At 67.3% G+C, this 23,557-nt stretch carries 18 protein-coding genes; 8 read left to right on the top strand and 10 right to left on the bottom strand.

Annotated elements, in window-relative coordinates:
* Positions 1-214: 214 nt before the first annotated feature.
* The 3 genes from VT03_RS21215 to VT03_RS32850 form a co-directional block, all read right to left on the bottom strand.
* Positions 215-1,936, bottom strand: a complete 1,722-nt coding sequence (locus VT03_RS21215; RefSeq protein ID WP_075094842.1) for a tetratricopeptide repeat protein — start codon at positions 1,934-1,936, stop codon at positions 215-217.
* Between the two features lie 116 nt (positions 1,937-2,052).
* Positions 2,053-2,673, bottom strand: coding sequence for a hypothetical protein (locus VT03_RS21210; RefSeq protein WP_156514670.1), 621 nt, complete (start codon positions 2,671-2,673; stop codon positions 2,053-2,055).
* A 190-nt stretch (positions 2,674-2,863) separates the two neighbouring features.
* Positions 2,864-3,721 (bottom strand): TIGR03000 domain-containing protein, encoded by an 858-nt coding sequence (locus VT03_RS32850; protein WP_082846404.1) that lies wholly within the window; start codon positions 3,719-3,721, stop codon positions 2,864-2,866.
* A gap of 304 nt (positions 3,722-4,025) precedes the next feature.
* Between VT03_RS32850 and VT03_RS21200 the strand changes: the two genes are divergently transcribed.
* The 7 genes from VT03_RS21200 to VT03_RS21170 all read left to right on the top strand — a co-directional run bounded on the left by VT03_RS21200 (position 4,026) and on the right by VT03_RS21170 (position 13,523).
* On the top strand, positions 4,026-4,958 hold the full coding sequence (locus VT03_RS21200) for a formylglycine-generating enzyme family protein (protein WP_075094839.1): 933 nt from the start codon (positions 4,026-4,028) through the stop codon (positions 4,956-4,958).
* 595 nt (positions 4,959-5,553) lie between these two features.
* Complete coding sequence (locus VT03_RS21195) at positions 5,554-6,510, top strand: SIMPL domain-containing protein (RefSeq protein WP_075094838.1); 957 nt, start codon at positions 5,554-5,556, stop codon at positions 6,508-6,510.
* 79 nt (positions 6,511-6,589) lie between these two features.
* Positions 6,590-7,024, top strand: a complete 435-nt coding sequence (locus VT03_RS21190; RefSeq protein ID WP_075094837.1) for a hypothetical protein — start codon at positions 6,590-6,592, stop codon at positions 7,022-7,024.
* 69 nt (positions 7,025-7,093) lie between these two features.
* The gene (locus VT03_RS21185) at positions 7,094-7,372 is read left to right on the top strand and encodes a DUF6881 domain-containing protein (RefSeq protein WP_075094836.1); all 279 of its coding nucleotides are present in this window, start codon (positions 7,094-7,096) and stop codon (positions 7,370-7,372) included.
* A gap of 531 nt (positions 7,373-7,903) precedes the next feature.
* The gene (locus VT03_RS21180) at positions 7,904-8,863 is read left to right on the top strand and encodes a LysR family transcriptional regulator (RefSeq protein ID WP_075094835.1); all 960 of its coding nucleotides are present in this window, start codon (positions 7,904-7,906) and stop codon (positions 8,861-8,863) included.
* A 605-nt stretch (positions 8,864-9,468) separates the two neighbouring features.
* Positions 9,469-11,937, top strand: a complete 2,469-nt coding sequence (locus tag VT03_RS21175) for a PSD1 and planctomycete cytochrome C domain-containing protein (protein ID WP_075094834.1) — start codon at positions 9,469-9,471, stop codon at positions 11,935-11,937.
* A gap of 155 nt (positions 11,938-12,092) precedes the next feature.
* Entirely contained in the window at positions 12,093-13,523 is a 1,431-nt protein-coding gene (locus VT03_RS21170; protein ID WP_075094833.1) for a DUF1501 domain-containing protein, read from the top strand.
* A gap of 456 nt (positions 13,524-13,979) precedes the next feature.
* On the opposite strand, the gene VT03_RS21165 is transcribed toward VT03_RS21170, so the two are convergent.
* From VT03_RS21165 to VT03_RS21155, 3 genes are all read right to left on the bottom strand, one after another.
* A complete protein-coding gene (locus tag VT03_RS21165) occupies positions 13,980-15,290 on the bottom strand; it encodes a DUF1501 domain-containing protein (RefSeq protein WP_075094832.1) in 1,311 nt (436 codons plus the stop codon).
* 29 nt (positions 15,291-15,319) lie between these two features.
* On the bottom strand, positions 15,320-16,900 hold the full coding sequence (locus tag VT03_RS21160) for a DUF1549 and DUF1553 domain-containing protein (RefSeq protein ID WP_075094831.1): 1,581 nt from the start codon (positions 16,898-16,900) through the stop codon (positions 15,320-15,322).
* A gap of 66 nt (positions 16,901-16,966) precedes the next feature.
* Complete coding sequence (locus VT03_RS21155; protein WP_075094830.1) at positions 16,967-18,250, bottom strand: PQQ-like beta-propeller repeat protein; 1,284 nt, start codon at positions 18,248-18,250, stop codon at positions 16,967-16,969.
* Positions 18,251-18,346: 96 nt separating this feature from the next.
* On the opposite strand from VT03_RS21155, the gene VT03_RS34315 reads away from it, so the two are divergent.
* Positions 18,347-18,760, top strand: coding sequence for a hypothetical protein (locus VT03_RS34315; protein ID WP_197489033.1), 414 nt, complete (start codon positions 18,347-18,349; stop codon positions 18,758-18,760).
* 30 nt (positions 18,761-18,790) lie between these two features.
* Here VT03_RS34315 and VT03_RS21145 read toward each other — a convergent pair whose 3' ends face one another.
* The 4 genes from VT03_RS21145 to VT03_RS21130 form a co-directional block, all read right to left on the bottom strand.
* On the bottom strand, positions 18,791-19,828 hold the full coding sequence (locus tag VT03_RS21145) for an ArsI/CadI family heavy metal resistance metalloenzyme (RefSeq protein ID WP_075094828.1): 1,038 nt from the start codon (positions 19,826-19,828) through the stop codon (positions 18,791-18,793).
* Positions 19,829-19,910: 82 nt separating this feature from the next.
* Positions 19,911-21,050, bottom strand: a complete 1,140-nt coding sequence (locus tag VT03_RS21140; RefSeq protein ID WP_075094827.1) for an ArsI/CadI family heavy metal resistance metalloenzyme — start codon at positions 21,048-21,050, stop codon at positions 19,911-19,913.
* Positions 21,051-21,053: 3 nt separating this feature from the next.
* Positions 21,054-22,400, bottom strand: coding sequence for an MFS transporter (locus VT03_RS21135; RefSeq protein ID WP_075094826.1), 1,347 nt, complete (start codon positions 22,398-22,400; stop codon positions 21,054-21,056).
* 27 nt (positions 22,401-22,427) lie between these two features.
* On the bottom strand, positions 22,428-23,198 hold the full coding sequence (locus VT03_RS21130; RefSeq protein WP_075094825.1) for a phytanoyl-CoA dioxygenase family protein: 771 nt from the start codon (positions 23,196-23,198) through the stop codon (positions 22,428-22,430).
* Positions 23,199-23,557: the final 359 nt, after the last annotated feature.

Genomic DNA, 23,557 nt, shown 5'->3' with positions numbered 1-23,557 from the left:
GGAACCGTGGTACGCAACGGGTGTCCCCTTTGTGGTACCGGCGTTGAGGACTCCACGCTCGCTTTGCAATCCGCGCGGGTTGGTGTGGGGGCATACGGCACGGTGTCCGCGTCTGGACACGCCCTCCTTCAGACATCACCCGACGGCCAGGCCTCCGGCGGGCAAAGGGGCGTTGCCCCTCTGCACTCCCCACCAGGGTGCCCCTGGACCCGGTTTAAGAACGCTCTGGGAGCGGGATCTCATCGACGGGCTTTGGCTCGACCGGCAACGGCGCGATCTCCTCCACCGGCAACACCGGCATCTCCTCCACCCCCAACTCCAGCGCCGGCTTGATCTCCGCAGCCCGCGCCAGATCATGCCGCGCCTCACCCTCCCGACCCAGCCGCCGATACAACTCCCCCCGCTTCTGCCACGACTCCGCAGACAACGGATTCAACCGCAGCGCCGCCGAAAACGCCTCGATGGCCTTCTCCACCTGCCCCGCCCGCTCCCGCACCACCCCCAGCTGATGCCACGGCTCCGGCGCCGCCGGATCCAGCTCGATCGAACGCAGCAGATCCTTCTCCGCCTCCTCAAACCGCATCAGATCGAGCAGCGCCTGAGCCCGATTCCGCAGCGCCAGCGCATCCGCCGGATCCCTCTCCAGCACCCGCCCGAACCCCTCGACCGCCGCAACCAGCCGCCCCTGCCGCGCATGAATCGCGGCCTCATTGTTCATCGCCCGTGCAAACCCCGGCCGCGCCGCCACCGCCGCGGTGTAGTCCGCCAGGGCCGCATCAAGCTGCCCCGACCGCTCATAAGCGATCCCCCGCTCATAGAGCAGATCCGCATCCGCCGGCGCCGCTCCCAACCCCTCGGTCAGAGCGGCGATCGCCTTCGGGTAATCCTCCCGCCCCACAAACATCCGGCCCCGCTCCAGAAGCTGGTCCTCCGCGGAACCGCGAGCCGCCCCTTCCACGCCGCATCCGGCCAGCAGCAGCGCCAGCCCGATCGGCAACAGGCCCAGGTGCAGCACGGCTTCCCGGCTCACCGGGCGTGACGACTCCGACGACACAGCGGCCGATGACGCGGACAATCCCTCTTCGCGCGACTTCGCCGGAGGACCGGGCGGGCCGGGCGGCGGCGGGTTCGTGTCCGCGGAGGCGATCCACTCCGGCGGCAGGAAGCTCACGTACGTGAGGATCATCGCCAGCCCGAACGTCCACATCCCCAGGAACCCGCCGATCCCCAGGTGCAGCATCGTCCCCCCCAGGAGCACGATCGGCCGCAGCGGCCGCATCCACACGAAGACGCAGAACGAGATCTCAAAGAACACCGTCGCGTGCGTCAGGAAGTTCACCAGGAATGGATGCCAGGCCAGCCACTCAAGGCTCCCCGACTGATACTCATAGTTCGCCGCCCCCAGCCACACCGCGTCCCCCGTCCACCACGTCTGCCCCTTGAGCTTCGACAGGCCGGCAAAGAGGTACAGCACCGCGACATGGACCTGCAGCAGCCGCGTCGCCACCCGTGTCATGACGGTCGCGGCGGGACGAGGCACCGGACGGTTCGCCTGCCGGCAGCGATACGCCTGCCACAGCCGGTCCACCGAGAACGCCGCCCCGCACGGCGCGAGACACAGGTAGAGCAGGATCATCGAGTTGACCTGATCCAGCCCGAAGTTCGCCATCGGCGCCCGGTTGATGTACGAGACCGCGACGATCCACGCGGCGACCGAGGTCACCCGCGTGAAGAGCCCGACGGTATAGCAGCCGATTACCGCGAGACCTGCATAGTGGAACGTCCGGAGATGCTCCGGCGGAACGAACCACAGGAGCGACCAGGCGCCGCTCTCCTGCTGCCGCGTGGCGACGAGGAGCGTATCCTGCCAGCCGTCCGGACCGAAGAACGCCTCGAGCGCCAGCCCCCACACGAGGTGCGTGTAGAGCAGCATCATCCCCGAGAGGATCCGCAGGAGGCACAGGGCCTCCGGACGGAGCGGCTCGAACCAGAAGCGGTCCCAGTTCCGCAGGCCGCGGGCCAGCGTGGAGCGGACTTCGCGAAAGAGAGCGTTCAGAAGTCACCCCGCTCGAATCGGCCGATCGGCTGGACTTCAAAGAGCTCGGGATCGTTCAGCGAGAACCCGGACCGGACCCACTCGGGCTGCGGGAGCTGGTGCGTCACCTCTTCGAGCGTCACCTCGTCCGCCCCCTGCGAGCGGAGGATCTGCCGCGCGAGAGCCCGGACATGGAGAGGCCGGATCCGCGGGTCGAGATACCGGCTCGAGGCCAGGAACTCGGTCAGCATGAAGTGGCGATGGTAGAGGAGCCGCGGCCACTGGAGCGTGCGGTCCGGGATCTGCCCCTTCACTTCTTCGCCGGAGGGAAGTTTGGCCGTATAGCGGACGAGCGTCGCGGGACCGGGATCGGGGGCGAAGAAGTGCGACCCGTGGTTCAGGTTCACGAACTGGAGGTAGTGCCCGACGCCCCGCCACGTTTCGCGGATCAGGGCCGATGACGGCGAGATCGAGGCCGGGGCGAGGACGATCGCGGCGAGGTGGTAGAGGATCGCGGCGCTGAGGGGGAGTTTCCACCACCAGGAGGCGGGGCCACGGTTCGGGCCGGACTCCATCACGGAAGGGACGGCCGCGGGGCGGGCTCCTTCGCTGTCGGGAGGAGGGGAGGAAGAGGTCATGAGGCGAGACAACACGTGGACGCGTCGGGCCGGAAATGGTTCCGGTCCGGCCTCCAAAATAGAAACGGCACGGGACCCTGTTGGGACGGGATCCCGTGCCGAAAGACGCATTCGCGGATCAGGACGCCGGGAGAATCGATTCTGCCGGACCGGAGCGTTCCGGGCCGGTTTTCTCACTCTCCCGGGCAGATCACTTCAGGACGACCTTGGCGTCCGCCACGACCGGAGCGGCCGGGGTGAACTCGAAGCCGCGGGGCTGGGCCGAACGCGGAACGACCACGAGCTCCGAGCCGGCGTCGTTCAGACGGGCTTCCAGTTCGAAGCGGTCGCCGCCGCGGACCTTCTGCTGGCCCTGGGCGACGTAGCTGACGCCGTCCTTCTGCCATTCGACGCGGATCGTGAGGGTGTAGACCCGGCCCGCTTCGAGCTGCGGGGTCACGAACTTCCGCGTTTCGCCGGTGAGGCTCATCTTGCGGTCGAGCATGTACACGTCGGCCGATTCCGGAACGTGCATCACGAGCTGGGCCTTGACCTGAGCCGGAGCCGCGACGACCGGGGCGACCGGAGCCGGGAGGGCGCCCATCGGGCCGCCGTAGTAAACCGGGCCGTGTCCGCCCGAGGAGCCGCCCCACGCGCCGCCGCTGCTGCCGTGCGAGCCGTAGGCTCCGCCCGACGAACCGTAAGCACCGCCCGAGGAGCCATGGACGCCGCCGGAGGAACCACCGGACGAGCCGCCCGAGGAACCGCCGCGCCACCAGTGACGGAAGCCGCCCGACGAACCGTGTCCGCCGGAGGAGCCGCCCGAAGATCCGCCGCCCCAGCCGCCCGAGGATCCACCCCAAGCACCGGACGAACCGCCCCAGGCGCCCGAAGAGCCGCCCCAGGCACCGGAGGAACCGCCGGACGAGCCGCCCGACGAGCCGAAGTCGACGTCACCGCCCGAGGACCCGTGGCTTCCGCCGCTCGATCCGTGGCGACGGCCGGCCTCTGCGTCCTGAGACGCGAACAGGCCCGCAATCGCCGTCGCTGCCAAAATCCATCGTTTCATCACAAGCCCCCGTAGTTGAAAATTGAGTTGTGTCGCGCCAAAGGGTTTCGCGGTATTTGACCGGGCGGTCGGACGCAATGCAAGAATGGGGATTTTGGGTTATACGGGGCGAATACGTCGAGTTTGCCGAAAATACATGCTGTGCCGGTTGTGGAGGGGTGCGGCGGCATTGGAGTTGGTCGAGGCGGGGGCCGGAGGTCCAGGGGGCGGCAGCCCTTTGGCCGCCGGAGGGGGCCCCCCGTCGAGGAACCGTGCAGGCGACAACGGGTGTTCCTGCGGGTGGGTCCGGGTCGGGAGGCCGATGATGTTTCGCGGCTCAGCGGAGGTGGTGTTCCGGTGGATCCTGTTGCTGGTCGTGGCGGGAACCGTCGGGCCGGGCTGTCGCCGTGACGAGCCTGAAGCGAAGGGGGACGATTCGGCACGGACCGCCCCCTCGTCGTCCTTCGACGGCCAGAGCCCCGGCGACGAGCGGAAGGTCCAGGGGCTGACGCTCCGCTGGTGTCCGGCGGGGCGGTTCACGATGGGGAGTCCGCCGGACGAGCCGGAGCGGCGGCCGGATGAGACGCAGGTCGAGGTCCGGCTTTCGCGGGGCTTCTGGACGAGCCAGGACGAGACGACGCAGGGGGACTGGAAGCGGATCGTCGGCCCGCTCCCCGGAGAGCCGACGCAGGAGCTTCCCGCGGAGGACGATCTCCCGGTCGGCAACGTGAACTTCGCCGAGGCGGAGGGCTTCTGCGCGAGTCTCACGCGAAAGGCCCGTGAGGCGGGGGAGCTACCGGAGGACTGGGAGTTCCGGCTCCCGACCGAGGCCCAGTGGGAGTACGCCTGCCGGGCCGGGACCACGACCGCTACGTCGTTCGGCGACCGGCTCGGGAGCGGGCAGGCGAACTACAAGGGCCAGCCCTACAACGGCGCGCCGGCGGGTCCGTCGCTCGGCCGGGCGGCACCGGTCGGCCAGTATCCCGCCAACGCCTGGGGACTCCGGGACATGCACGGCAATACGTATGAGTGGTGCCGGGACTGGTATCACGGCCGTCTGCCGGGAGGGACCGATCCCGATCTTCGCGATGCCCGGGAGACGGCCGCCCCGAGCCGGAACGGCGCCCTCTCCCGCGTCCGCCGCGGGGGCTGCTGGGCGGACGAAGGCTGGCCCTGCCGAAGCGCGTTCCGGGTGCGGTTTGAGCCGGAGCGGCGATATGACCACATCGGGTTCCGGGTGGTTGCGGTGCGGAAGTGACGCGGGGGGTGGTCCGCTGTCTCGAACCGCGTCCATGCCGGCACGACTCTGCCAGCTCAAACCCAACGTGCCACGGCAGGCTGGGGTCAAGGGGGCCACGCCCCCTTGCCGCCGGAGGCACTCCTGTGAGGAACCGTGGTACACGACGGACGTCCCCTTTGTGGTAACGGGGTTGAGGACTCCCTCATATCACACCGCTGGGTTTGCAATCCTCGCGGGTTGGTGAGGGGACATACGATACGTTGGCCGCGATTGGACACTTGCTCCTTCAGACATCTTCCGACGGCCAGGCCTCCGGCGGGCAAAGGGGCGTCGCCCCCTTGCATCCCCCACCAGGGTGCCCCTGGACCCGGTTGGCAAGTATCTGGGTGACCACCAATCGGCAAATGTCCCCCCCGTCCATCCAACCAGCGGTCTGCTTGACCCGCCGCTCAGCCACGACCGACACTGCAGCGATCGATGTCCGTCTGTGTCGATGCATCGAAGGGCGACTCGCGGCAGGGCTCCACACCGGGCGTTCCCTCCGATCGCGCCGCCCATCGACGAGACGGCCCCTCGACCCCGAATCGCCTTCCCCTGGCTCGCAGGTCCCGACTTGAGATCCTCCATCCGGCTCGCCCTCCTGTGCTCACTGTCGGTCTTCGCGGCCGCCGAAGCTCAGGCTCAGATCATCCGCTCCGAAGGGATCCAGGCGTCGGGGACGGCGAACGTCCGGCTCCGCCCGGAGAAGATGCGGCTGCGGATGGAACTTGTCGTCCACGGAGAGTCGATCGCCGACGCGATGGCGATGCTCAAGGTCCTGATCGAACGGGACCGCAAACAGCTCCAGGTCCTGGGTGCGATCCCGGAGTCGATCCGCTTCGGCGACCCGGGGATCCGGAAGAACCAGCCGATCGACGGCGCCGAGGCGGCCAACGCGGAAGAGGACGACGAGGCCAAGCCCAAGGCGGCCGCCGCGGGTGCCGGCAACGCCCCGCCGGCCGAAGCCCCCGCGGCCGCTCCCGCCCGCAAGGTCTCGGCCTCGATGTCGCTGACGGCGGACTGGGAGCTCAAGGCCCGCGAGCCGATCGAGCTGGCGGTCGAGATCGGGACGCTGCAGCAGAAGATCCGTGACGCCGACCTCTCCAAGGTCAACGACGGCGAGGACGGTGGAGACGGGGACGACCCGCAGGAGGAGGAAGAGAACAACCGCTTCGGCCTCATGCCGACCCTCTCGCCGGGAGTGGCGAAGTACCTGTTCGTCGCGCACCTGCCCCTCGACGAGCAGAAGAAGTGCGCGGCCCGCGCCTTTGCCCGGGCGAAGCGGGATGCCGAGATCCTCGCCGCCGGAGCCGGCACTCCGCTCCAGCGGCTCCGCAGCCTGCGGGTTCCCGCCTTCATGGAGGAGGGGGCCTACGAGATGTACAACCCGGACGTCTCCTCCACTTCCGCTCTCGTCCGCGAGGAGAACATCCGCCGCGAGGACGACGAGGTCTGGGGCAAGAACTGGCGGGCCCTCGACTTCGAGATCAAGGTCGTGGCGACGTTCGACGTCGGCGACGAGGAGAAGTAACCGGAGGCGAACCGCCGCCCCCCTTCAGACGCGCGTTCGCCCGGAGAGGCACGGGCCGATTTCAACACGGGGAGCACGCATGCCGGCCCGCGGATTCGTATTCTGGGCGTTGTTTCCGTCCTTCCTGATCTTCGCTCTGGCGTTGCCGCTGCTTGGCGGGCTCAAGACGGTCACCGCCGTGGTGGTCCTCGCCGCTACCGAACTGCTTTCGGTCTTCGTCCTCCTCGGGCTCTGGAACGGCGAGCGGTTCGGCTGGGCGTGGCGGGGGGTCGCCTGGATCGTCTTCGCCGGATGCGCGGCCTATCTCGTTCATGGCGTTGTCGGCGGACTGCCGCTGATCGATCGCCGCTCCCAGCCCAGCCTGCTGAACGCGATCCTGGCCTTCATCGCCTTCGGCATGCCGGCCCTGAGGTTCGCACTGTTCGGCGACCTCGCTCCCGGCGGGAACGATCCGGAGGACTCGGGCGAGGAGTTTGGGTCCGAGGAGGAGGACGACGACGACGAGGAGGAATGACGACTCGCCGCAGGATTGGGGCTTCGCGAGAGGGCCGTGGCACTCACCGAACACCATTGAGGACGCGCCGTGGAGTACATCGACGTTCTGTGGCATCACAGTTTTCCCGACGAACCGGTTCGGCTCGTTTCGGAGCTGGACGCGGAGCGGAACGAGGTGCGGAAGCTCGAATTCTTTGCGGACGGTCATGTCGACTTCGCCGATGCAGACCAATGCTCCGGAGGAACGTGGCTGGGCCAAGTGCCCTGCCCCCCCCTGTCGGAGATCAACGAACAGCACGAGTTCACCGGAACGACGATGGAGGCGGTCGCGTTCGAGGAGCTCTGGAGACGGTTCGGGCCCGCGTGAGATGGGCGGAATGAGCGTCACGCGGGGAGGCCCGGAGAACGCGGACCTTGAGAGCAGGGCCACGCCAACGGCGTGAAACAAACCAGCCTGGGGCAACGCCCCAGGAATGGCGATCACAATTGATCCGAAGCCCTGAAGGGGCGCCACAACAACGGCCTTGTGTCGCCCCTTCAGGGCTCACCGATTGAGACGCAACGCAAACCTGGGGCGTTGCCCCAGGCTAAGTTGTTTAACGCCTTCGGCGTTCCCTCTTTGGAAACATCTTCCGACGCTCACGACTCACTCCTCAACCGGACGGGCCTGAACATCGGGGCCACGATCCCGCGACGGGGGCTCGACACCGTTCGTGTCCCCTGCCTTTATCTGTGTTGATCCGTGTTCATCTGTGGCTCTTATTCTTCCCCTCTCTGTGCTCTCCGTGTCTCTGTGTTTCATCTCTTCGACGGCCCGCGGGTGACCTCGCTTCGATTTCGTGGAGGGTCCCTTTAGAGTGGCCGTCGCTCGCCAGTCCTTACGGGTTCGCCCTCCCTCATGAACCGCACCGACCGCTACAAGGAGATCCAGCTGCCGCAACTGCGGAGTTTCTGCGTCGTTGCGACTGAGGGGAATTTCACCGCTGCGGCTCGCCGGCTGGGGCTTTCGACGCCGACCGTGTGGCAGCAGGTCCGGGCTCTGGAGACGCATCTCAAGACCACGCTTATCCGCCGTCGTGGCCGGGTTGTTGAGCTGACCGATGAAGGGCGGGTGCTCCTTGATATCGTTCAGCCGCACGTCAGCGGGCTGGATTCGCTGGAGTCGCTGTTTGCCGCGCGGCAGTTGCAGTTGCCGCCGGAGCTGACGGTCGCCGCTACGCCGTATCTGGCGTCGTCTCATCTTCCGGCGGCGGTCCGGACGTTCACCGCGGAGAACCCGGAGGTGCGGTTGAAGCTCCGCGTGCTGATCTGGATCAAGCAGATTGTTGAGCTGGTGGAGCGGGGGCAGGCGGATATCGGGATCGTGTTTCAGGACCGCAAGGAGCCGTTGCCGCCGCAGGTCGACTTTGAGTTTGTGGCGGATCTGCCGTTTTCGCTGATCACGCCGGCGCGGCATCCGCTGGCCCGGAAGCGGGTCGTGACGCCGGCGGACTGGGTGGCGTATCCGCTTGTTGTTCCGCCTGAGGGGGCGTATGCGCGGCGGTCGCTGGATCAGGTGCTGGTGCAGCATCAGCTGGTCGACCGGGTGCGGATCGTGATGGAGACGCCGCTGCTGGACAACATTCAGCAGTATGTGGCGGCGGGGCTGGGGATTGCTCTGGTGCACATTGCGGGGGGGAGTGCTGGGGCTTCGAAGCTTCATATTCGTCCGCTGCCGGAGCAGGCGGATTCGATTGGTGTGGCGGTGGTGACGCGGAAGTTTGCGCACCTGTCGCGGCCGGTGGAGATTTTTCGGGAGGCTTTGCGGCGATCGTTGGTGCCGGCGCCGGTCCGGCGAAGTGGAAGAGGAAGCCATTGATCGACGGATGATCCCGGGCGCAACCGAACCGGGGTCCAGGGGGTAACCCCTGGTGGGGAGTGCAGAGGGGCAACGCCCCTTTGCCCGCCGGAGGCCCGTCTCGTCCCGATCTTTCTGAAGGAGCGAGGGTCCAAGCGCGGACGACGTGTCGTATGCCCCCTCACCAACGCGCGGGGATGGCAGGGCGAGCGGGGAGTCCTCATCGCCGGTACCACAAAGGGGACGTCCGTTGTTTACCACGGTTCCTCATGGAAGAGGCCTCCGGCGGCAAGGGGGCGAGGCCCCCTTGACCCCGGCTGCCGTCGCACGTTGGGTTTGAGCGATCAGCGCTGTGCCGGCAAGGACGTGGTTCGCGATCCCGGAATCTCCCCAGTATTAGGCAGCGCAAAATCATCCTTTCCCGGATCGGGAATCGCGACGGGGCTCATTTCCGGGTAGAGTTTTTGTCGACGGAGACTGTCCGCCCCACGGCTCGTCCCGTCCCCCGCCTGCCCCGCCCCTCGCCCCCGTTCGCCTCTCTGCCGTCGGAACCTGGACCGCCGCCTCACCGGTCCGCGATCCCCGCCGCGGAAGACGGTTGTCCGCGACCGTTGGGAGTTTCCCGGATGCCATCCCGTCGCCCGCCGCTCCTCACGCTCCGGCTCGCGCTCCCCACTCTGCTCCTGCTCGTCGCTCCCCTGGACCCGGTCTCGTCGAGTCTCCGAGCCGATGACGCCCCCCCGGCCGCGGCCGCGACCCCCGACGGAATCGAGTTCTTCGAAAAGAAAATCCGCCCGCTGTTCGTCAAGCACTGCACCGACTGCCACTCCGCCGAAGGATCCGAGCCCGAAGGAGACCTCCGGCTCGACACCGCGGCAGGCTGGCGGCGGGGCGGACACGGCGGCCCGGCGCTCGTCCCCGGCGATCCGGACGCCAGCCTCCTGATGCGGGCGGTCCGCTACAAGGACAGCGAACTCCAGATGCCGCCGGAGAACAAGCTCTCCGACGCCGAGATCGATCTGCTCGCCCAGTGGATCAAGATGGGGGCTCCCGACCCCCGGCAGGGAGACGCCGCCGACCCGGCCGCCCCCCGCAAGAAGATGGGGATGAGCGTTGCCGACGGACGCGGGTTCTGGGCCTTCCAGCCCGTCGTTCGGCCGGAGCTTCCCGCCGTCCGCGACATGTCGCTCGCGGCCACGCCGATCGACCGCTTCGTCCTCGCCGCCCTCGAAGAGAAAGGGCTCGCTCCGGCCGCACCCGCGAGTCGCCGCGTCCTGATCCGCCGGGCTTACTTCGACCTGACCGGACTCCCGCCGACGCCCGAGCAGGTCGAGCGGTTCGTGAACGATCCCGCGCCCGATGCCTTCGCGACGGTTGTCGACGAGCTGCTGGAGTCGCCTGCCTACGGCGAGCGGTGGGGGCGGCACTGGCTCGATGTCGCGCGGTATGCGGACTCGAACGGGCTGGATGAGAACGTCGCCTTCGGGAACGCGTGGCGGTATCGCGATTACGTCGTCCAGGCGTTCAACCGCGACAAGCCGTACGACGAGTTCGTCAGGGAACAGATCGCCGGGGACCTCATCGCGACGGACGACCCCGCCCGCCGGCAGGAGCGGCTGATCGCGACCGGGTTCCTGTCGCTCGGGGCAAAGGTCCTGGCGGAGCCGGACAAGACCAAGATGCAGATGGACATCATCGACGAGCAGGTCGACACCCTCGGGAAGGCGTTCCTGGGGCTGACGCTGGGCTGCGCGCGGTGCCACGACCACAAGTTCGACCCCGTCCCGACCGCCGACTACTACGCCCTCGCCGGCATCCTCCGCAGCACGAAGACGATGGAGCCGCAGGGGGCGGGGATCGTCTCCCGCTGGTGGGAGAACTCGATCGCCAGCGCCGCGGAAGAAGAACAGGCGGCCGCCCATACGAAGCAGGTCGCCGACCTGAAGGCCCGGATCACCGCCGCCACGGCCGAAGAGAAGCCGACGCTCGAAGCGGAGCTCAAGGAACTGGAGAAGAAGGCCCCCGTCCTCCCGACCGCCCTCGGCGTGACCGAGGCGGAACCGGTGAACCTCAAGATCCATCGCCGCGGCAGCCACCTGACCCTCGGCGAGGAAGTCCCCCGCGGGTTCCTGCAGGTGGTTTCGACCGAGGCCCCGGCCGACGATAGGGCGATCGCCACGACCGACGCGCCGATCATGACCGCGATCCCTTCGGAGCGGAGCGGCCGGCTGGAGCTGGCGGAGTGGCTGACCCGCCGCGAGCACCCGCTCACCGCCCGCGTGATGGTCAACCGGGTCTGGCGGTGGCACTTTGGCCAGGGGCTGAGCAACACCACCGACAACTTCGGCATCCTGGGCGAACGGCCCGCGATCCCGCCGCTCCTCGAATGGCTCGCCAGCGAGTTCGTCGAGCAGGGCTGGTCGATCAAGAAGCTGCACCGGGTGATCCTGCTCTCGCAGGTTTATCAGCGGAGCTCCGATCCCAATCCCGACGGGCTGCGGCTCGATCCGGAGAACCGCCTCCACTGGCGATTCTCCCTCCGCCGCCTGGAAGCCGAAGAGATCCGCGACGGCCTGCTGGCGGTTGCCGGGACGCTCGACCGGACCGTCGGCGGCGACACCTGCAAGCTGGGGAACCGCTCCTACATCTTCGACCACACTTCGAAGGACGCGACCGGGTACGACATCCCGCGGCGGTCGATCTACCTGCCGGTGATCCGCAACCACGTTTACGACCTGTTCCAGCAGTTCGACTTCCCCGAGCCGAGCGTCGTCAGCGGCGACCGGGCCTCGACGACCGTCTCCCCGCAGGCGCTTCTCCTCCTCAACAGCGACCTCGTCCTGAGCTCGTCGGAGAAGCTCGCCGCCCGCCTCCTCGCCGAGCCGGACCGTGATGATTCGCAGCGGATCGACCGCGCCTACCAGCTCGCCTTCGGCCGCTCCCCGACCGCGCCCGAGACCCGCGCCGCCCTCGACTTCCTTACCGGCTTTGGCCCGCCCCCGGGCGATCAGACCGAAGCGAAGCCGCAGCAGCGGGCGTGGGAGGCCCTGGCTCAAGTCCTCCTGACGAGCAACGAGTTCCTGTACGTGCGATAGATCGGCGGATCAGGATTAAACACCAAGACACAAAGATTTCACCAAGGACACCAAGGACTCATCCCCGAGGCAGATCCTTTGTGCTCTTTGTGCCTCCTTGGTGTCTTGGTGTTTAACTCTTCTCTCCTCAATCTCCTGAATCCACAGAGAAGCGAATGAAGTTCGTCCCTGCTCCGCCGACCAGCCGCCGCCGATTGCTTCAGACCTCTGCCGTCGGGTTCGGGCATCTGGCGCTGTCGGCTCTCCTGGCCGACGAGGCACGGGCCAAGGAGGGGACGGCGGCGCTTGAGAAGAAGGTGTCGGAGCTGGCGCCGCACTTCGCTCCGCGGGCCAAGCGGGTGATCTTCCTGTTCATGAAAGGGGGGCCGTCGCACATCGACACGTTCGACCCCAAGCCCCTCCTGACGCGGGACGACGGCAAGCCCCTCCCCTTCGACAAGCCGCGGGTCACGTTCGCCAAGACCGGCAACCTGATGAAGTCGCCGTGGAAGTTCGAGAAGCACGGCGAGAGCGGCCTGGAAGTCAGCGAGCTCTTCCCGCACGTGGCCCAGCGGGTCGACGACCTGTGCGTCATCAACTCGCTCCACGGCACCAACCCCGCCCACGGCGGAGCCCTGCTCAAGCTCCACACCGGCAGCGACACCTTCGTCCGCCCCAGCCTGGGCTCCTGGGTCAGCTACGGCCTGGGGACCGAGAACCACAACCTGCCGTCGTTCGTCACGATCTGCCCGACGCTGGCCCACGGCGGCGTCAACAACTGGAGCGCCGCCTTCCTGCCGACGACCAACCAGGGAACGCCGATCGGCCACGCCGGCATCCCGGCCCAGCAGGCGATCGTCCGGCACATCGCCAACGGCCGCTACTCACGCGACGAGCAGCGGCGGCAGCTCGACCTCCTGGCCCGGATGAACCGCACGCACCTCGAAGAGACCGGCCCCGACCGCGACCTCGAAGGGCGGATCGCCTCCTTCGAGCTCGCCTTCCGGATGCAGACGTCGATGCCCGAGGTCCAGGACGTCTCGCAGGAGACGGAAGCGACCCACCAGCTCTACGGCCTCGGCGATCCCGTGACGGCGGACTTCGGCCGGCAGTGCCTCATGGCCCGGCGGTTCTCCGAGCGGGGGGTCCGCTTCGTGCAGGTGACCCACAGCGACTCCAAGGTCCAGTGGGACCAGCACAGCGACCTCTTCGAAGGACACACCAAGAACGCCCGCGAAGTCGACCTCCCGATCGCCGGCCTCCTGACCGACCTCAAGAACCGCGGGCTGCTGAATGACACGCTCGTCCTCTGGGGGGGCGAGTTCGGCCGGACGCCGACGGTCGAAGGGAACAAGGGCCGGGACCACAACCCCGAAGGCTTCACGATGTGGATGGCCGGCGGCGGCGTGAAGGGGGGGATGCGGTACGGCGAAACGGACGACTACGGCTACTTCGCCGTCCGGAACAAGGTCCACATCCACGACCTGCACGCCACGCTGCTGCACCTGCTGGGCCTCGACCACGAGCGGCTCACCTTCCGCTACAGCGGCCGCGACTTCCGGCTGACCGACGTCCACGGGCGGGTCGTCAAAGACATCCTGGCGTGACCCGTGCCGGACGTGGCGAACCTCTTTTCGCGGGTGTCTCGCCACCACCAGCCCGAAGCGCCAGCGAGGGATCGGAAACGACGTATCGCGCTTCCGCGAGACGGACTGAGATTGAGAAACGCGGACTGAAATTCAGAAACACAGAGGCGCAGAGGAGACGGAGACGAAAGAGACCGGAGGGCAGGCTAATGGGTCGGCTTCCTGCTTCGATCTGTGTCCATCCGTGTTGATCTGTGGCTTCCACTCTCTCCCGAAACGCCTCGCATACTCTGCTCTCCGACCGTCCCTCTCCGTGTCCTCTGCGTCTCCGTGTTTCCAACCTCTTCTCATCAGGAGCCAGCCGAGCGCAGAGATGGCTTCGTCGGTGTGGCTCAGTCGTGGCGATGCAACGCCTTTGAAGCCTTCGACACGCGAGCTTGAGAACGGGACGAGGTCGCTTCTCGGCCTTGGAAGGCATCACCCCTTCACGATCTCGCGGACGGGGTTGGCGACGGGGTCCGTCAGACGGATCGGGCGGCCGACGTTCGAGAGGTTCTGCTTCTGCGGATCGAGGCCGAGCGACAGCAGGATCGTCGCCAGGAAGTCCGGCGTCGAAACCGGCCGGTCCTCGACCGTCAGCCCGTCGGCGCCGGTCCCGCCGACGACCGCTCCTCCCTGCACGCCGCCCCCGCCGATGAGCGCGGTCCACGCCTTGGGATAGTGATCGCGGCCCCCCTGCGGATTGATCGCCGGGGTCCGGCCGAACTCTCCCATCCAGACGATCGTCGTCGACTCCAACCGCCCGCGATCCTGGAGGTCCTGCATGAGCGCGGCCCACGGCTTATCGAGCGTGCCACACAGGTTCTTCACCGAATCGAAGTTGTCGTAGTGCGTGTCCCACCCGCCGAGCGAGACCTCGACGAACGGCACGTCCCGTTCGAGGAGCCGCCGGGCCAGGAGACAGCCCTGGCTGAACATCGACGTCCCGTACCGGGCCTGGGTCTCGGGAGACTCCTTGTCGAGGTCGAACGCCTCCGCGGCCCGGGCGCTCATCAGCCGCATCCCCCGCGCGTAGGCGGTCCGGTGCCCCTCGGCGGCGATCCCCGGCCGGCCCTCGAGGAACGGCTTTTCGATCTCCCCCAGGAGAGCGAGACGGTCGCTCGACTGATCGGTGGAAACGCCCCGGGCCAGCGCCAGGTTCTCGACGGTCAGCTTGCGGTCCGCTCCGCCTCCGCCGCCCCCATCGACGAGCAGCGGCGCGAACTCCGTGCCGAGGAACCCGGCGGGCGGAATCCCGGCGCGGAACAGCCCGCGGGAGAGGATGCTGACGTAGTTCGGCAGGTCTCCCGCCTGGGGGCCGCACTCGTTCGAGACCAGCGAGCCGAGGATCGGGAACTGGATCGGCCCCTGGGGGCGGTAGCCGGTCCGCAGGTCTTCGGTCGCGCGGCCGTGGTCCCCTTCCCGCGTGCTCATCGACCGCACGACGGCAAACTGGTGCATCCACTTCGCGATTTCCGGAAGGTGCTCGCAGACCTCGATCCCGGGGGCGCTCGTCTGGATCGCCTTGTAGGGACCGCCGTTGGCGTGGCCCGGCTTCATGTCGAACGTGTCGGTCTGGCTCGGCCCGCCGTTCATCCACAAAACGAGGCACGACCGCTTCGGCCCCTTCGCCACGGTGTCCCGCGCCAGGAGCGGCAACCATCCGGTCGCCGAGGCACCGGCCAGGGTCGAGCCCAGGAGCCAGTTGCGGCGGCTCAGCAATCGTTCAAAGGGGGTCGGGGCGGCCATCGGCGATTCTCCAGAGTCGTAGCGTTGTCTCAATGGTTCCAGCGGAACTCCGCGCTGTTGAGGAGCGTCCAGAGCACGTCCCCCAGCCGCCGGTCGCGTTCTTCGGCCGGTCCCCCGTCGAGATGCCGGCCGATGCGGACCTTCTCCTCGTCCGTCGGCCGGCGGCTCAAAGCGGCGAGGTAGAGCGATTCGACGATCCGCTCCCGGTCGTCGCCGTGGGTTGCCTTGAGGGCCGACAGCAGCCGCGACTCTCCGCCGGTCGCCTGCCCGATGAGCGGCCCGTTCATGAGGGTCAGGGCCTGGATGACCGACGTGTCGGGATCGCGCTGGTCGCCTTGAGGGCCGAAGGTATCGAGGAACCGGCGGCGGACCGGGTCTTCGTTACGGGTCATGATCTTGGACGGGGGCCGCTGCTCGAGCCGGACCGCCTGGGCGAGGCTGTCGTAGAACTGCTCTCCCGACATCGGCTTGACCGACATCCGGGCAAACGCCTGGGGATTGGACTGCGCCGTCTCGTTCTGCCGGCTCGTCCGCTGATACGCCTCGGTCCGGCACAGAACCCGGTAGAGCCGCGTCAGGTCGAAGCCGGAGCTGTTGAAGTCGTCCGCCAGGAAGGCCAGGAGCTCCGGGTGGCTGGCGGGATTCGACTCATGAAAGTCGTCGACCGGATCGACGATCCCCCGGCCGAGGAGCTGCCCCCAGACGCGGTTGACGGTCGCCTGGGCGAAGTACGGGTTCTCCCGCGTGGTCATCCACCGCGCGAGCTGCAGCCGGGGCCGGTCCTCGTCTCGCAGCTGCGGGTCCTGCCCGTCGAGGAACACCGCCGGAACGGTCTTCGACGCGTCGCTCATGAGCGCGATCGTGCGGGTCTCGGGCTTCTCGAGGACGGGCGAAAACGGCCCGCGCCCCTTCCGCTGGACCCCGGCGAAGAACGCCGCCTGATTCCAGAACTGCTCCTGGGTCCACTTGTCGAACGGGTGGTTGTGGCACTGGGCACATTCGAGCCGGATGCCGAGGAACAGCCGAGTGGCGGTTGCGGCGAGCTTGCCCGGGTCCGCCTCCTTGGCGGCAATGAACGCGATCGGGTTCGGTGAGCGGAGGTCGGTCAGGACGAGCTGCGGGCGGGCCTCCGTGCCGGTGATCGGCACGGTCAGCAGTTCGCGGACGATGCGATCGAAGCCGGCGTTCTCCTCCCGCCGCTTCCGCAGCCAGGCCTCGAAGCCCGGCAGGAAGTAGCGGATCTGGCGGTCGGTCTCGGCCTCGGGGAGAAGGAGCGCCCGCCAGACGTTCGCGAAGTGCTCCGTATGCTCGGCGCTCTCCAGCATCCGGTCGATCGCCGCCTCGCGCTTCCGCGGGCCCTGGGCATCGAGGAACGCCCGGGCCTCGTCCTCCGTCGGAATCCGGCCGATGAGATCGAGCGACAGCCGCCGGTAGAACTCGGCGTCGTCAGCCAGCGGCGCGGGAGCGATCCCCTCCGCCTTCAGCCGCGACTCCAGCTGCGCGTCGATGGCCCGCGCCACATCCTGCGGTTCCGCGGCGTGAATGACGCCCTGCGGCAACGCCAGGAGCGCGAGGCCAAACAGCGCGGCGGCGATCCACGTTCTCACCATCGTCTTCTGTCCCCCATGCTCCCACGAACGCCGCCGCCATTGTGACACATCCTACCGCAACCGGATCTACTCTTTCGCCGGTTCTTCGGCCTTCCCCCGCAGATCGAAACAGGCGATGTCGTCACTGTCCCGGACGAAAAGCGATCCGTTCGACAGGACCGGGTTGCAGAACGTCCCGCCGCAGACCTTCGCCCGGGCCAGCTCTTTGAACTCCGTGTCGGTCGGGTCCGCCAGGACGAGCGTCCCGGCGTCGTCGAGCGTGAGGAGCTTTCCGTCGGCCAGGACGATGATCCCGACATGGAAGTAGCCGAGCCCCGTCTTGACCCACTTCTCGTCCCCGGACTTCACATCGACGCAGCGGACATCGGCCCGCGGCAGCGGCATCACCTGGTTCGTGACGATGAACGCCCGCCCCTTGGCGTCGAGGCTCCCCGTCGAGAAATAGCTCGCAAGGTCCTGCTTCCACCATTCGAGCGCGGGAGGGGCCGTCTCATCCTTGCCCGGGATCTTGAGGGCCAGCGTCCCGGTGTCCTGCGTCGAGCAGATCAGGAGGTTCCCCTGCACGAGCGAGGTCGGCGAGACGCCGCTCGGCTGGAAAACGAGCGGATGCTCCCAGTAGATCGAGCCGTCCTTCGGATTGAGCGAGACGAGCCGGAGCGTCGTCTGGACGACGACTTCGTTCCGTTTCTGGTCTCCTTCGCCCCGCGTGACGACGATCGGCGAGGCCGACCCCGCGGGCTCGTCGAGCGTCTTCCACGCCTCTTTGCCGGTCTCGACGTCATAGGCGACGATGCTCGCCCCTTCCCCTCCGACCGCCACGATGAGCCGGTCGTCGACGATTACCGGCGACGCGCAGACGCCGAAATTCGGCCGCGGAATCTTGAGGTCTTCCCAGGGATTGATCTGCCACAGCCGCTTGCCGCTCTTGGCGTCGTAGCCGGTGATGACCCCCGTGATCCCCGTCGTCACCAGCTTCCCCTTGATCACGCTGGGAGTCGCCCGCGGCCCGACGCCGAGCTGGCTGCGGAAGACCGCGCGGGAATAGGAGTCGGTCCAGCGGTCCTCGCCCGTCACGGCGTCGATCGCGATGACCTCTTCCTTGTCCTCCTTGGGGACGGAGGTGTGGACGTAGACGATACCGTCGGCCACGACGGGGCAGGCGAAGCCGCTGGCGGTCGTCCGCTTCCACTTGGCCTTCGGGAACTTTTTCCAGGCCTCAACGACTTCCTCGGAGACTCCGTTGCGGTTCGGCCCCAGCCACTGCGGCCAGTCGCCGGCGAGCGACGGGATCTCGAACGAACCCGCGAGTGTCCAGACAGTGACAATCATCAACAGACGTCGGACACTCATGGGAGAACTCCGGGAACGATGTTCACGCACGGACTCGGTATCTTTCCAAGTCACGTGTTGAGGGGCGGAAGGGCGACGGGGAGGAGGGACAAAGTCATGGCCAAGTTGCTCGCGATGGAGGCCGCCCTGTACTCGGGGTTTTCCGAGTTCCTTTTCGGTTGGTCTCTCCAGACGATCGGCGAGGACGCGTCCCTGGAGGCGAGATGGTTCGACTACAAATCCCATCGATGGGAGCGGACGTTTCTCATTCAGCCCGACCTCTTTCGTCCGTTCGTCGGGCCTCTCAAGGGACTGCGTGATCGATACGAATATCCTATGGAGGATCTTGGAGCTCGAGTCCTCAAGGTGCAGGACGGCGAAGAGGAGTTCTCCGTTCTGGTTTCCGGCTATGGTCCCCGCGAGTACCCCGAGCTTCAGCACTTCGATGCCCTTTGGCGAGTGCTCGAAAGGACGGTGAAGCGAGAACTTGAAGGCATCGTTCCTCAATACATTTTGAATTTACGAGGGTGACTCAACAACGCGGGACCGCCTGCTGAACATTCAGCGCGAGGTCGCGCAGCGGAAGCAGGTGAAGTGTTCGTCGTAGGGAGACTGGCGGAACAACGACCAGGTGGCGGCGTCGACCGGCACCCGGACTCCGCGGCGGTAGATCCGCTGCCGGTCGTCCGTCACCTGTTCCAGCGGACCGCGGTACAGGACGTAGTGATCCTGCTCGTCGGCCGACGTGGTCGGCTTGAACCCGGCCAGCTGGAGCTGCCGCAGCTCCGTCCCGTTGACGCGGAAACAGTGGATGTCGCCCAGCTTGTCGTAGTTGAGCCCGATGAACCCGGCCTGCGCGAGCTCCTCGGCGGGAAGCGTTTCGACCGGGATCCACTGAACCATCGCGGCCGGACCGGGAAGGTTCGGCTTGTCGGTGAAGGGCCGGTCGGCGACGAGGCCGTGGATCCAGATCCGGCCGCCGGGACGCAGGACACGGAACGCCTCGGCCACGAGGGCCTGCCGCGTCTCGGCCGGGACGCTCATGTTGAACGTCCCTTCCAGCCGGACCTCATCGACGGTCCCGTCCTCGTGCGGAATGCGGCTCGGAATGGGATGAATCAGCATGTGGTCCCACGTCACCGCTGCCGCCGACACGCCGGGCTTCGGGGGCATGCCTTGCCCATCGCCGCCGAAGCCGGAGTGATCGAGGTCCTCATGGAGGGTGTAGACCTCCCACAGATTCCCGTCCGGGTCCGGGACCCAGAACTTGGTCTGGAGGGCGTAGCAGCACTCGACCCCCTCTTCCCGCTGCGTCCGGATCCCCTGCAGCTCCAGCCGCTCCTGGACCCGCACGAGCGCTTCCGAGTTCTCCAGCCGGAACCCGACGTGGTTGAGCGCTCCGCTCGTCGCGAACTTCCCTGGGTGCAGGGCCAGGACGACCGGCGGGTCTTCGACCGAGAACTTAGCGTAGTCCGCATAGTGCTTCGCCGGCTCCGCCCCGAGGAGGATGCGGTAGAAGTCGACCGAACGGTCGAGGTCCGAGACCGTCAGGCCGAAGTGAAACTTGCGGGTCGTCGGCGGAGCAAGCGTGGCGGGCATGGCAGGTTCGCGTGTGAGAAGCCGGGGTGCGGGGGGGGGGAACGACGGTCGGACGGATCTCAGGGGCGGCGGCGGTCGATTCTCAACAACTCGCTCCCGCGCCGCAGGTCGTTTCATCCTGAATGAAGAGAAAGCTCTTCGCCGCGGAGCTGCGGGCCAGCAGTTCCTCCTGCTCGGCCGTGACGACGGTCCTCACCCCGCGGCGATAGACCTGTCCCGAATCGTCGGTCGCCTGGGCGAACGGCCCCTTGTAGACGACGGTCCGCTCGCCGGCCTTCGAACTCCGCTCCGACGGCTTGAAGGCCGAGACCTTGATCTCCCGCATCTCGAGAGCCCCGGTCTGGAAGACGGGGGACTCCGGCAGCTTGGTGATCCGCACGCCGGCGAGTCCGGCCGCCGCCAGTTCGCGGAGCGGTTCGTCCTCCGTCGGAATCCGCTTCACGAGCGACGCCACGCCGGGCAGGTTCGGCGCCACGTCCCCGACCGGCGCGCTCGAAACGAGCCCGTGCACGTTCAGTTCGCCCCCCGCCTTGAGGATCCGGACCGCCTCCTTCAGGAGCAGCAGCCGATCGTCGTCGGACAGGGCCGAGTTGAAGGTCCCGGTCAGCCGGACTTCGTCGACGCTCCCCTCCTCGACCCCCGACCAGTCCGGGGCGGTATCGGTCACGCGGTGCTCGTAGATCTGCCGCTCCGGAGCCTTCGCCTCGACTGCCGGCGCGTACGCCTCGGGAGCCTCGCCGTCGTAGGCGGACCGGACCGTCGCCGGGTCGACATCCTCGTGGACGACGTAGATCTCCCAGTAGTTCGAGTCGGGATCGGCGACCCACACCTTGTCCTGCCGGGCATAGCCGCAGACCGTCCCGTCCTGGCAGGTGGTCGAGAGTCCCGCGGCGGCGAGCCGGGCCGCCGTCGCCTGGACCTCCTCGGTGCTGCTGACCGGGAACCCGAGATGGCTCAGCGAGCCCTGCGAGCCGGGAGCGTTGGGGACGAGCGAGAAGACGAGCGGCGGCTCCGAGAGCTCGAACTTGGCGTAGTCGCCGTGGTGCTTCGCCGGCGGGCAGTTGAACAGCTTGCGGTAGAACGCCACCGACGTCTCGATGTCGGAGACGTTCAGCGAGAAATGGAACCGCGTCGTGACATCGTGCGGGGCCGCCGCGGACGACGTTCCGCAGCAGGTCGGGATGTCGAGGCTCGGCGGTTCGATGACAGGGAGATCGGCCACGGATTACTCCTGGGCGGCGGCAGACGCAGGCGTGGGTTGCAGGTACGGCGAGACCGGGGTGTCACCGGGGACCGGGTCCAGGACGGTCGGATCGGGCTCGGCGGCCGGAATCAGGCGGGGAGTCGGGACCAGGAAGGCGGCCACGGCATTGATCGCCGCGGCCCCCGCGAAGACATAGAGGATCGGGTGGTACGAGCCGGTCCGTTCGCGGCACCAGGCCATCATCTCCGGCCCGGTCGCCGAAGCAAACACCGAGACGACTTGGGCCACGCCCTGGATCCGGCCGATATGGCTCCGTCCAAAGAAGTTCCCCCAGGCCACGAAGTGAACGACCGTCACGAACCCGCCGACGAACCCGAAGGCGGCCGAGTAGACCCAGAGCGCCCCGTGGGAGCGGATCATCGGGAAGCAGGCGAGGCTGGCGGCCATGATCGCCAGCCCGAAGCCGAGGAGCGCCCCGAGGCGGTGCCGCCGGGCGATTGCCCCGGCGAAGAAGTTCGCCAGCAGGCCGACCCCGGTCAGATACGCCATGACGATCATCGAGTCGTTCTGCGAAAATCCGTTCTCCCCCATGATCGACTCGTTGAGGAGCGTCATGGCGGAGAAGACGAGATTGAACGCCGAGGTCCCGAGGACAAACACCCAGAAGGCGGGGGTCGCGAGGGCTTCGAAGACTGTGTAGTCGCGATGGGCGGCGACGCCCGGTTCCGGCACGGGAGGCGGGACCGGAGCGTCGGGCTCGATCCCGCAGGACTCGGGGGTGTTTCGGACCAGCAGCAGCGTGAAAGGCGCCAGGCCGAGCAGCCCCCAGCCGACGGCGCTCCACGGCGTCCGCCAGCCGTCGAAGCGGGCAACCGCCGAACCGATCCCGACGATCGTCGAGATGAACCCGAAGGTCAGCAGCACGGTATAGACGCCGGTCGCGATCCCCAGCCGGCGGCGGAACCACTTCCCGATCATCGCCATGCTGACGATCGACAGCGAAGTCTGCCCCAGTCCGCGAATCAGAATCAACGCCAGCAGGAGCGAAGTCGGCCCCTGGATCTGCGTCATCCCCAGGACGCTCAGCCCCAGGGCCCCGATGACGAACGCCGAAACGATCCGGACGCCGAAGCGGTCGATGAGATATCCCATCGGCAGGCAGAAGAGCGCCCCCAGGAGCGAGCTCTGGAGGTTGATCCCGGTGAACTCCAGCTCGCTGATCCGCAGGTCTTCGAGGAGCTTCTTCTGGATCATCCCCAGGCCGAACGTCCTCCCGGGAAAGGTGGCGATCATCGCCACCGCCGCCATGAAGACGTTGACCCACCCGTAGTAGACGGGGAGCCGCTGGGGAAGGGTTCTCGACGACATGGAACTCACCGGAGCCGGCCGCGGGGCTCAGCGGAAATAGGTATCGGTCTTGCCGTACTCGGCGTACTTCTTCTTCAGCCAGCCGTGAAACTCCCGGTAATGGGCGTCCCGCTGCTCGCCGCCGTCGGACTTGGCGTTGTAGCTCAGGTAGAGCTGCCGGCGCCACGCGCTAGATTTGTTCGGAGCCGAGCGGTGCGGCAGCATTCCGTCGAAGACCGCGACATCCCCCGGTTCCAGGCAGAGCCGGACTCCTTCGACACCGGCGATCGCCGACTCGTCGAGCTCGTGGTAATCCCCGTCGATGGCCGACAGATACCCGTTCCGGTGCGTCCCCGGAAAGACCTCGGTCGCCCCGTTCTCATCCGTCGCCGGGTCGATCGGGATCAGGACCGTCAGAAAGCTCTTGGGGAACGACTCCCAGCTGATGTAGTCCTGGTGGAGCCCGTAGCCCATCGCCCCCGGAGGCTTGTAGATCAGCTTGTCCTTGAAGAGGCACGCCTCCTCGCCGTACACCGTCGAGAGCAGGTCCAGCAGCCGCGGATCGCGGGCCATCCGGTCGATGGCGTCGCTCAGGTCGGTGATCGGGTCGAAGCAGTCGAACCGGCACTCCTGCGTCTCGTGATGATTGAGCCACCGGCACCGCAGGTTGTTGAAGTCGATCAGCTCCTTCCGACCGAAGACGCGATTCGCCTCCGCACTGACGGCGGCGATCTCCTCCCGCGAGAACAGGCCGCGAACGACGCAGTACCCCAGTTCACGGAACGCCTCGGAACGACTCGTCCCCGTCTCGACAGCCATGACTCCCCCGCTCACGATCAAACATCAATTTGAGTGTTAGCTTGGGAGTTCCGAGCTGTCAATTGCTGGGAACGACAGCTGCGGGGCACCGCCAACATCCGGGGCCGTGTCATGTGGTGAGTCACGCGACGACAACGGCAACCACACGACAGGCCCGCGACGGAGGCGTCACTTTCAGTCGGGGCGACCGGACGCCAATTGAACAGTTTCTTGCGGGCATTGCTGCGCATGATCTGCATCCTCTTGCCGACTTGACGACAACTTCTATCGCTTGCGGTTTCAGATGATGCCCGGTGAGGCAAATGGTCGTTCGCCAGTTCGCGTTGACGCGGCCGCTCGCTGGCCAACAACGATGCTTT

The sequence above is a fragment of the Planctomyces sp. SH-PL14 genome (genome assembly GCF_001610835.1).
GTDB lineage: Bacteria > Planctomycetota > Planctomycetia > Planctomycetales > Planctomycetaceae > Planctomyces_A.
This window is presented reverse-complemented; position numbering and strand designations above follow the sequence as displayed.